12 protein-coding genes and 1 pseudogene are annotated in these 9,421 nt (G+C 59.2%); 10 read left to right on the top strand and 3 right to left on the bottom strand.

From position 1 onward, the window contains the following. The first annotated feature begins 88 nt into the window (after positions 1-88). The gene (locus tag AC3WN7_RS11245; RefSeq protein ID WP_102673835.1) at positions 89-997 is read left to right on the top strand and encodes a LysR substrate-binding domain-containing protein; all 909 of its coding nucleotides are present in this window, start codon (positions 89-91) and stop codon (positions 995-997) included. Then, positions 994-1,353, top strand: coding sequence for an MmcQ/YjbR family DNA-binding protein (locus tag AC3WN7_RS11250; RefSeq protein WP_095966694.1), 360 nt, complete (start codon positions 994-996; stop codon positions 1,351-1,353). Before AC3WN7_RS11245 ends, AC3WN7_RS11250 begins: the two co-directional genes overlap by 4 nt. An 8-nt stretch (positions 1,354-1,361) precedes the next feature. Here AC3WN7_RS11250 and AC3WN7_RS11255 read toward each other — a convergent pair whose 3' ends face one another. Together AC3WN7_RS11255 and AC3WN7_RS11260 are read right to left on the bottom strand one after the other, a co-directional pair. Further along, positions 1,362-1,793 (bottom strand): DUF1294 domain-containing protein, encoded by a 432-nt coding sequence (locus AC3WN7_RS11255; protein ID WP_102673783.1) that lies wholly within the window; start codon positions 1,791-1,793, stop codon positions 1,362-1,364. Further along, positions 1,790-2,620, bottom strand: coding sequence for an undecaprenyl-diphosphate phosphatase (locus AC3WN7_RS11260; protein ID WP_095966692.1), 831 nt, complete (start codon positions 2,618-2,620; stop codon positions 1,790-1,792). Before AC3WN7_RS11260 ends, AC3WN7_RS11255 begins: the two co-directional genes overlap by 4 nt. A gap of 232 nt (positions 2,621-2,852) precedes the next feature. Here AC3WN7_RS11260 and pnuC point away from each other — a divergent pair, with 232 nt between their 5' ends. The 8 genes from pnuC to fapF all read left to right on the top strand — a co-directional run bounded on the left by pnuC (position 2,853) and on the right by fapF (position 9,121). Then, positions 2,853-3,416, top strand: coding sequence for a nicotinamide riboside transporter PnuC (gene pnuC, locus AC3WN7_RS11265; RefSeq protein ID WP_095966691.1), 564 nt, complete (start codon positions 2,853-2,855; stop codon positions 3,414-3,416). Next, the gene (locus AC3WN7_RS11270) at positions 3,413-3,937 is read left to right on the top strand and encodes an AAA family ATPase (RefSeq protein WP_015095001.1); all 525 of its coding nucleotides are present in this window, start codon (positions 3,413-3,415) and stop codon (positions 3,935-3,937) included. The genes pnuC and AC3WN7_RS11270 overlap by 4 nt, the downstream gene beginning before the upstream one ends. A gap of 346 nt (positions 3,938-4,283) precedes the next feature. Next, complete coding sequence (gene fapA, locus AC3WN7_RS11275; protein WP_095966690.1) at positions 4,284-4,730, top strand: functional amyloid chaperone FapA; 447 nt, start codon at positions 4,284-4,286, stop codon at positions 4,728-4,730. 1 nt (position 4,731) lies between these two features. Then, positions 4,732-5,346 carry a fibril amyloid subunit FapB gene (fapB, locus tag AC3WN7_RS11280; RefSeq protein ID WP_102673782.1) on the top strand — a complete coding sequence of 205 codons (615 nt, stop codon included), beginning with the start codon at positions 4,732-4,734 and terminating at the stop codon, positions 5,344-5,346. Positions 5,347-5,410: 64 nt separating this feature from the next. Then, positions 5,411-6,238, top strand: coding sequence for an amyloid-like fimbrin subunit FapC (gene fapC / locus AC3WN7_RS11285; RefSeq protein WP_095966688.1), 828 nt, complete (start codon positions 5,411-5,413; stop codon positions 6,236-6,238). Positions 6,239-6,299: 61 nt separating this feature from the next. Further along, positions 6,300-6,980, top strand: a complete 681-nt coding sequence (gene fapD, locus AC3WN7_RS11290) for a fibril amyloid maturation endopeptidase FapD (RefSeq protein ID WP_095966687.1) — start codon at positions 6,300-6,302, stop codon at positions 6,978-6,980. Positions 6,981-7,006: 26 nt separating this feature from the next. Continuing rightward, a complete protein-coding gene (fapE, locus tag AC3WN7_RS11295) occupies positions 7,007-7,768 on the top strand; it encodes a fibril amyloid subunit FapE (RefSeq protein ID WP_102673781.1) in 762 nt (253 codons plus the stop codon). Between the two features lie 45 nt (positions 7,769-7,813). Continuing rightward, entirely contained in the window at positions 7,814-9,121 is a 1,308-nt protein-coding gene (gene fapF / locus AC3WN7_RS11300; RefSeq protein WP_102673834.1) for a fibril amyloid transporter FapF, read from the top strand. Here fapF and AC3WN7_RS11305 read toward each other — a convergent pair. After that, positions 9,093-9,421: pseudogene (locus AC3WN7_RS11305) on the bottom strand (hypothetical protein); the annotation flags it as partial. The gene fapF and the pseudogene AC3WN7_RS11305 sit on opposite strands and share 29 nt — an antisense overlap.

Consider the following 9,421-nt stretch of genomic DNA (forward strand, 5'->3'; position numbering starts at 1 on the left):
GGACTAATCCTACAGACGAAACCAATAGCTGATTAGTCGGCAACAATGCGATAGTTCGTCCCACAGATAGAACAATCGGATGCACATCATGCAAGACCTCAACGACCTGTATTACTTCGCCAAAGTCGTGGAAGCCGGCGGATTCGCGGCAGCCGGACGCTTGCTGGGCATCCCCAAGTCCCGACTGTCGCGGCGCATCGCCGAACTGGAAGAACGCCTGGGTGCACGTTTACTGCAACGCACCACGCGACAGCTGAAACTGACCGCAGTGGGTGAACGCTACCTCAGGCACTGCCAGGCGATGCTGCTGGAAGCGGAAATGGCCGACGAGGCCGTGGCCAGCATGTCCAGTGAACCCCGCGGGCGTTTGCGGGTGTCCTGCCCGGTCGGGTTGGCCCACGAAATATTACCGGGGGTGATCAGCGACTTTCTGGAACGGTTCCCGCAGGTCCAGCTGGAGGTCATGCTGCTCAACCGCCGGGTTGACCTGGTCAACGAAGGCATTGACGTTGCCCTGCGTGTGCGGGAGCTGGGCGACGAAGACCCGCTGCTGGTCACCCGCCGCCTGCGTCAGGCGCAGATGCTGATGGTCGCCAGCCCCGGTTTCCTCAAAGGTCGTGAGATCAATCACCCCGAAGATCTGAAAAGCCTGCCGGTGCTCGGCGCCTTGGAAGCCGACCGCCTGGTGCACATCCGCCTGCTGGATCAAAACGGCAAGAGTTGTGAACTCGCGCTCGAGGCCCGGCTGGGCATCGATGACTTTATCGTGCGCAAGGCCAGCACCCTCTCCGGCATCGGCTTTACGATGCTGCCCATGATGTATTGCGAACAGGAGCTGGAAAACGGCTCACTGGTGCAGCTGTTGCCCGAGTGGTCCCTGCCCGGTGGCTGGCTGCAGGCGGTCTATCCTCATCGACGCGGGGTGATGCCGGCGGTACGCGCCTGGATTGATCATCTGGTCGAATCATTCAATGCCTGTGGGGAACGGTTGATATGAAAACTGGACGGATGAGCGAAGAGGATGTCGCGAAATTTTGCCTCGCCCTGCCCGGTGCTCGGGAAGATTACAAATGGGGAGGTGTGCGGGTGTTTTCGATTGCAGGGAACAAGATGTTCGCCTTGCAGGGCCTGAGGGGTGATTCCCTGGCCTTCAAGGTCGACAAGGATCTGTTTCTCGGTCACTGCGACCGCCCGGGCATTCACCCGGCGCCGTATCTGGCCCGCGCCCAGTGGATCATCATGCAAACGCCCTACCCGCTCGGTGGCGAAGAACTACAGGGATTGCTGCAGCGTTCCCACCAATTAGTGGTGAGCAGACTGCCCAAGCGCACTCAAGTCGGACTGTTGCTGTAGGGCGTTGTTTATCGGGTCAAGGCGAACAAATGTGCGCCGAGAAACAGGTGATCGATCCAGAACACCTGGTGCAACAGCACGATGATCCAGAACACCAACTGGTACGAGACTTTGCGGGTTTTGTGGCGAAACGCCTGCTGGGCCAGCAATGCACCGGGCCAGCCGCCGGCGAGCTCCAGCGCATGCAGGACATTCTCCGGCGTCCGCCATTGATTGGCGCGCGCCTTGCGCTTGTCGCTCCAGTACAGAAAAAACGTCACGACGCTGACAATGCCGTAGACCGCCAGGGGAATCAGCGACACCCCGTGCAGCCATGACGACACCGAACCCGACAGCGGCAACGCGCACAGGATTGCAAACACCAGCCACTTCAGCCGTGAATGGCGGATCTGTCCCCCGGGCTGGCGCCCGGGGTTATTGCGCGAGCTTGAGTCACTCACGGCTTGACCGCACTCCAGTCGACCCAGCCGAACTGCCAGGTCGCCAGGATGATCAGGCCGAACACAATGCGATACCAGGCAAACGCCGCATAGCTGTGGTTGGCGATGAACTTGAGCAGCCCGCGGACCGCAATCATCGCAAAAATGAACGCCGTGACGAAGCCGATGGCGAACACCGGGAAATCCGCCGGGACAAACAGTTCACGGTACTTGTAGCCCGAGTACACCGCTGCGCCGACCATGGTGGGCATCGCCAGGAAGAACGAGAACTCGGTAGCGGTCTTGCGCGACAGACCGAACAGCAAACCGCCGATGATGGTCGAGCCCGACCGCGAAGTGCCCGGGATCATCGCCAGGCATTGGGTGAAGCCGACTTTCAAGGCATCTTTCCAGGTGATGTCATCCACGGATTCGGCGTGTACTTCATGCTGGCGGCGCTCGGCCCACAACATGACGATCCCGCCCACGACCAGCGCCGTTGCCACGGTGATGGGATTAAACAGGTAATGGTGGATCAGGTCGGCGAAGATCACGCCCAACACCACGGCCGGCAAGAACGCGATCAACAGGTTTGCGGTAAACCGCCGGGCGCCCGGCTGGGTTGGCAGACCGATGACTACGTCGAGGATCTTGCGTCGAAACTCCCACACCACCGCCAGGATGGCACCCAACTGAATGATGATGTTAAACGCCATCGCCCGCTCGCCCCCGAAGCCGAGCAAGTCGGCCACGATGATCTGGTGGCCGGTACTGGAAATGGGCAGGAACTCGGTAAGTCCTTCTACAACCCCAAGAATCAATGCCTGAAAGGCGGTCCAAAGATCCATCAATCCCCCAAAAGGCTATGCACGCCGGCATGCCCCGTTAATATTTTTCAAATGCTTTTTGCGATCAGCCTGGCTGAGGTCTCCCGCGCATCAAGGATCACCACAGAACCGTTAAAATCCTGTGAAAAAACCACCTTGAATCAGCTTTACCCGTGCGGGGGGCGAAATCCTATCAGACAAGTCCGATCGGCGGTTACAATCCGCCCCTCTTTGATTTCCCCAAGGTATCTCCATGTCCGGGCTTGAACTGTTTGCCGCCGCCCTCGGTGTCATTGCCGTCTGGCTGACGGTCAAACAGAACCCCTGGTGCTGGCCTATCGGCCTGGTCATGGTGCTGCTCTACAGTTGGATCTTTTTTGAGGTGAAACTGTATTCCGACATGCTGCTGCAAGTTGTCTATGCCGCCTTGCAGCTTTACGGCTGGTGGCAGTGGACACGGGTTGGCGACACGACCCATGGTCGCGAAGTCAGTCGCCTCGACGCTCGAACCGTGGTGTTGAGCCTGGTCATTGGTGCCGTCGGCAGTCTGTCGCTGGGAGCCGCCATGGCCCACTGGACCGACGCTGCACAGCCCTGGCTTGATGCGGCGCTGACCGGGTTCAGCCTGGTGGCGCAGGTCTGGATGGCGCAAAAACGTGTCCAGTGCTGGCCGTTGTGGATCGCTCTGGATGTGATATTCGTCGGGTTGTTCGTCTATAAAGGCCTGTACCTGACCGCCACCCTGTACGGGTTGTTCGCCGTCATCGCCGTACAGGGCTGGCGCGAATGGCGTGCCGATCCGGCATTGCGCGCATGAAAGTCCTGGTCCTCACAGGCCCTGAATCCAGCGGTAAAAGCTGGCTGGCGGCCGAGTTGCAACAGCGTTTCGGCGGGATGCTGGTTGACGAGTACGTGCGCTGGTTCATCGAGCAGAATCCGCGGGACACCACGCTGGCCGACATTACGCCCATCGCCCGCGGTCAATTGGCATGGGAAGACCAGGCGCGGGCGCAACAGCCACCTTTGCTCATCCTCGACACGCACCTGCTGAGCAATATTCTCTGGAGCCAGACCCTGTTTGGCGATTGCCCCGCCTGGATTGAACAAACGCTACTGGCCCGGCATTACGATTTGCACCTGCTGCTGTCACCGGAGCACGTCGAGTGGACGGATGACGGCCAGCGTTGCCAGCCCCGATTGAGTGAGCGCCAGGCATTTTTCGAGCAGACCCTGGCCTGGCTTGAACACCACGCACAACCGGTTCAAGTGCTGCACGGAGATTGGGCAGAACGCCGAATCCAGGCACTGAACGCCGTGACCCGATTGCTCGGCGCCTGACCCGCGTTTGGGGCAATTCCCCCATCTTCCCCCTGCGGCGGGGGGGATAGTGTCCGATCCTGAAACACCCTCCCTGCCTGAAACCATTCATTTCAACGCTCCTCCTCGTTTGCTCGCCGGAGGTGTTAAGGCATTGTTACAACAACGCTAGAACCCTTGTTCCAGAGGGGTTTGTCCGCAATTACGGGCTGCCAGCGCAGGGATTCGTCTCACCGTTGGTACACCCTCGACAAAGGGTTCCCGAACCAAGTCTGTAAGCCATTGAATCACCTCGATATTCAAAAGGCGGCACAGCTTTCGCTGTATTCCTCACACAGCTGACCGTGGCCAGCTTACAAATGAAGGAATGAATGTCGTGGAGATATTCAAAAAAAAAGGCTTGATGTGCCTCCTGCTGATCGCGACCGCTACTGGCACTGTTCTCAGTTTAAACGTTCAAGCCGAAGGCAACGGTGTCATCGTGCTTGACCGTACCGTTCACCCAACGCTCATCGGTCGCAGCGGCGGCAGGGATCCGAACCCGGCCACGATCAGCGCCAACCCTTCTGCCCGCGTCACCGGCGAACTCAGCGACGCCGACATCGCCGGGGTAACCACCGGAACGACCCCTCATAACAGCTTCGGGCAAAACCCGGGCGGCATGCACGGCCTGAATGTCATCACCAACCCCAACGGTTTGCCCGGCATGTCCGTCGGCCACGGTGGTGGCAGCGGCGGCACCATTTCCGGAACCATCAACCGCGCCATGAGCAGCGGCCTCAGTCCACTGGGCAGAATAACGGGGGGGCAATGAGATGGATCGTTCCCTTTTTTTACCTGCCTTTTTACCTGCCCAGTTATTTGCCCTGTTACTTGCCCTGCTCGGCGGCACCAGCGTGATGGCCGATTCGGGCGTCAGTTCGGTGAACAACGCCACCCTCCTGGATTCCGGTACCCAATACCGAGGCAACTTCAGCGTCAACCAGGCGGCGGGTGATCAACAGCAGCAGGCCAACGTCCGCGCGATCGCCATTGGAACCGAAACCGGGGCGACCACCAGCGTCAGGCAGAGCATCACCACGCCAGCCAATCCGTCGATGGATGCGACGGCCGATATCGGTGGCACCTCTTTCAGTAATGGCAACGGCGTACTGGGCGTCAACCAGAGTGCCGGGGCGAACAACCAGATGGCCAACGCCCTGCGCATCAGCATCGGCGCTGCACCACAAGCCATCGACGACAGTGCTCTTTCTCAACAGAACGTGGCGTTGCTACCGAACTCGGGAGCAACTGGCACCCCAAACGGCAGTCGCCAGGTCGTGACAAGCGACCAGGCCTTCACCGGTAGCCGGGGCGTGATCCAGGTGAACCAGAGTGCCGGGGTGGGGAACCGAATGGCTAACACCCTGAGTATCCGGGTCTCTGACTGACCCCGACACAGTGCCAATGGGGAAGTATCAACACTTGACCAACTAATGAGCACGGAGAATCACCATGAACCCGACAACTGCTCTCAAACCACTGGCTTTCGCCCTGGCAGCAGTGATGGCATTTGCAGCCCAGGCGGATCCCGTGCAGGGCAATGGACAGGGCAACAACCCACAGCCTGATAGCCCGTCGCTGGATCAGATTCTGCAGATTACCTCAGGCGCCGGGGCCGCCGTGCTGGACTCGCAGGAAAGCAGTGACAGCAGAGTAGTGAACCGGGGTACCCAAAACGACGCCAAAATCGAAAACTCCCTGAACAACTCCAACGGCAACATGGGCGCCAACGTTGCAGCGGGTAACGGCAACCAGCAAGACAACGCCGCCGCCCTCGCCACGGCTGACGAAGCCTTCATCTTCGGCTCCGCCGTAACCGTCTCCAGCGCGACTCAGAGGAGCACTGGCAACACCGCCAGGAACCACTCCAACACCAACAACACATCGCTCAATAACGCGGGCAACAGCGGTTCCGGCAACATCGGCATCAACGTGACCACCGGCGACTTCAACCAACAGAAAAACAACCTGGCAATTGCCGTTTCCGGCGGCCGTGTAGCAGTTGCCGCGGCGGCGGCCAACCAAAGCACGTCCGGGCTGAACGTCACCAACAACGCCAGGACTGAATTCGTACCCGTGGGTGTACTCGGTCTGTCCGGCATAACCACTCAACAAGTGATGACGCCAGAAGGCTGGAGACCTCCTGTAACCAACAATGCTTCGATCACGAGTTCGATGAACAACTTCTCCGGCAACGGCGGAGCCAACGTATCGTCCGGCGTCGGCAACCAGCAAAGCAACTCGCTGTCCATCGCCGCAGGCTGTAAATCATGCCCATAATCGCGACCGCCATGAAAGCCCCGGCGACGGCGCATTTCCTTGGTCTGAAGGCGTATCGTCCATGCGTAAGACGGCCCTTTTCGTTCTGCTGTGCCTGTCTGGCCTGACCCAGGCTGCACAGATGCCGGTTGCCGCCCTGCCGGGCGGCGTGCTGGTGTACAAGCACGTACAGAGTTTGCGTGAGCGCAAGTTCAGCGACATCGTCGAACAGAAAACCGATTTCAGCTGCGGCGCCGCCGCGCTGGCAACGATCCTGCGCCAGGCCTATTGGCTCGACGTCGATGAGGAGCACATCATCAAAGGCATGCTGGTCTTCGCCGACCAGGACCTGGTCCGTACCCAGGGTTTTTCCATGCTGGACATGAAGCGCTACATAGAAAGCATCGGCATGCGCGCCCGGGGTTACAAGATCCCGCCTGAAAGACTCGATGCCGTGACGATTCCGGTGGTCGTACTGATGGAAACTCGTGGCTACAAGCACTTTGTAGTGTTGCAGCGGGCGGACAAGAACTGGGTCTACATCGGTGACCCGGTGCTCGGTCACAAACGCTACTCCCATGATGATTTTGTCAAAGGCTGGAATGGCATTGTCTTCGCTATCATCGGTGCCGGTTACGACAAGACCAATGCGTTACGCAGTCCACCGGAACCGCTGACTGCCAAGAACAAGATGGATAATTTCAACCCGGTCAAAGATGCTGAATTGATGGAATTTGGTTTCATACAGAGCGACTTCTTCTAATCGCCAATAAGATGACAGGGGGCAGGATGCTCCGGGAGCAGCAAATGAAAACCTCGTATTGGGTGGTCACTGCCTGTCTGGCAGCGACCACTTCAGGTTTTGCTGATGAGTTCAGACCCATCGAAATCAAGGACCAGGAACTGGCCGAGTTGCGTGGCCGGTATGTGATGCCGGGGCGGATCATCAGCTTCGGTGTTGTCATGAGCAGTACCTGGCGCAACGCCAGTGGTGACCTGATCGGGGCAACCACCTCGATGCGTCTTCAAGCCGAAACGGTCAAGCCCGAGTTCTACGTATCAACCATCAAACACAGCGGTAAAGGCGGTTCGCCCAACTCGGGTACCGGTCGTGTAACCGGTGGCGCCGGATTGAGCACCTCTCAGGGCATTACCCAGGTCACACGGGCTGCAGGCGATGGCAACCGCTCAAACAACAAAATCGCCATCAACGTCAAAGAGGCCAGCACGGCCCCAGCGCCGGTGCAAAGCCGGGGCCAGGCGCTGATAGCCGGTCAAACCATCACCGGAAGCAATGCTGCAGGGAGTGTCTCCGTGTCCGCGACCGGCGGCGGTGTTCAGCTGGCCATTACTGCCAACAACAACCAGGGCTCAAGCCTGCAACAAGTCGCCCAGGGCGGATTACTTCAAGACACCCGGTTGCTGGGCAGCAGCAATGTGGTCAACAACATGACTCGACTCAACGTCGTGCTCGACAATAAAAGCCCGAGTGCCGGTGCATTGGGCTACAACCTGAACCAACTCACTGCATTACGGACCTTGGGGTATTGAGCTACGCTAAGTCACGACCATTGGGCACAAATGGACGGCTTTTTCATGTACCGATCGGTATCACTGCGTGCAGCTATATGCTTGTGCTCTCTACTTCCGGTGGCGATGGTGCAGGCAGCACCTGACCCGGAACTGGAGGCTCTCAAACGAGAGCTTCTGGAGTTGAAACAACGATACGAAGTCCAGCAAAAAGCGCTGGCGGTTCTTGAGCAACGGGTCCGCCAGGTCGAAGAACAGCCCGCTGCCCCCCCTCCCAAACGCCTGGCCAAGTCACCAGCGGACCTGAAGAGCAATCCAAACGTCGCCACCGGCACCGGTGCCGCGGCGGCTTCAGGGGGGGCCGCCGGAGGCAGCGGCAGTTCGTATGGACAATCGCTGGCCGAAGACTCACAACCGGCGCAAAGCGTTTCAAACCTGTATGACGAGGCCAGCGGGTTCTTCGGCGGTGGCAAGTTCAGCGTCGAAACCGGGATAACCTACTCCAGGTACGATACCCGCCAACTGGTCCTCAACGGTTTTCTCGCCCTGGACTCGATCTTTCTCGGCGCCATCAACCTGGACCGGATCAAGGCTGACACCTGGACGCTGGACCTCACCGGCCGCTACAACTTCAACAATCGCTGGCAGTTCGACCTGAACGTGCCGGTGGTCTACCGCCAGTCCACGTACCAGTCCGGTGGCGGCAATAGCGGTGCCGCCAACGTCACGACCGAAGACACCGTCAAGCAAGACCCGACCATTGGCGACGTCAACTTCGGTATCGCCTACAAATTCCTCGACGAGTCGGCCAACACGCCGGATGCCGTGTTGACCTTGCGCGTCAAGGCACCGACCGGCAAAGACCCGTTCGGCATCAAGCTGGTTCGGGTAGACGAAAACTCCAACCTGGCCGTGCCTGAATCCTTGCCTACCGGTAACGGCGTCTGGTCGATCACGCCGGGGATCTCTCTGGTCAAGACCTTCGATCCGGCAGTGCTGTTCGGCAGCCTGTCGTACACGCACAACCTGGAGGAGTCTTTCGACGACATCAGCTCCAACCCGGCGCTCAAGACCCCGGGCAAAGTACGCATTGGCGACAGTTTCCAGATTGGCGCCGGTATTGCGTTCGCCTTGAACGAAAAGATGAGCATGTCGTTCTCGGTCTCTGACCTGGTGCAACGCAAAAGCCAGCTCAAGGAAGATGGCGGGGATTGGCAATCGGTGGTGTCCAGCGATGCCAACGCCGGTTACTTCAACATCGGCATGACCATTGCGGCCACCGACAGACTGACCATCGTACCCAACCTGTCCATTGGCATGACGGACGACGCCCCCGACTTCCAGTTCAGCCTGAAATTCCCTTACTACTTCTGACCAGGCTCTTCACGCAATCCAGGGAAACTGTAGGAGCCAGCTTGCTGGCGATGGGCTCAAGCGCGCCGCGTTTATCCAGATCACCCGCGTTATCGTTAACGACCATCGCTGCGATGCGGCGACCCGACAAGCCAGCTCCCACAAGGGGCCATGCCCACGCTGAAACTGTAGGAGCCAGCTTGCTGGCGATGGGCTCAAGCGCGCCGCGTTTATCCAGCTCACACGCGTTATCGTTAACGACCATCGCTGCGATGCGGCGACCCGACAAGCCAGCTCCCACAAGGGGCCATGCCCACGCTG

It is taken from the genome of Pseudomonas sp. FW305-70, from assembly GCF_058783925.1.

Bases quoted from the DNA above. Each gene is read 5' to 3' on its own strand.
- AC3WN7_RS11245 (WP_102673835.1), top strand. From the start codon at position 89: ATGCAAGACCTCAACGACCTGTATTACTTCGCCAAAGTCGTGGAAGCC.
- AC3WN7_RS11250 (WP_095966694.1), top strand. From the start codon at position 994: ATGAAAACTGGACGGATGAGCGAAGAGGATGTCGCGAAATTTTGCCTC.
- AC3WN7_RS11260 (WP_095966692.1), bottom strand. From the start codon at position 2,620: ATGGATCTTTGGACCGCCTTTCAGGCATTGATTCTTGGGGTTGTAGAA.
- pnuC (WP_095966691.1), top strand. From the start codon at position 2,853: ATGTCCGGGCTTGAACTGTTTGCCGCCGCCCTCGGTGTCATTGCCGTC.
- AC3WN7_RS11270 (WP_015095001.1), top strand. From the start codon at position 3,413: ATGAAAGTCCTGGTCCTCACAGGCCCTGAATCCAGCGGTAAAAGCTGG.
- fapA (WP_095966690.1), top strand. From the start codon at position 4,284: ATGAATGTCGTGGAGATATTCAAAAAAAAAGGCTTGATGTGCCTCCTG.
- fapB (WP_102673782.1), top strand. From the start codon at position 4,732: ATGGATCGTTCCCTTTTTTTACCTGCCTTTTTACCTGCCCAGTTATTT.
- fapC (WP_095966688.1), top strand. From the start codon at position 5,411: ATGAACCCGACAACTGCTCTCAAACCACTGGCTTTCGCCCTGGCAGCA.
- fapD (WP_095966687.1), top strand. From the start codon at position 6,300: ATGCGTAAGACGGCCCTTTTCGTTCTGCTGTGCCTGTCTGGCCTGACC.
- fapE (WP_102673781.1), top strand. From the start codon at position 7,007: ATGCTCCGGGAGCAGCAAATGAAAACCTCGTATTGGGTGGTCACTGCC.
- fapF (WP_102673834.1), top strand. From the start codon at position 7,814: ATGTACCGATCGGTATCACTGCGTGCAGCTATATGCTTGTGCTCTCTA.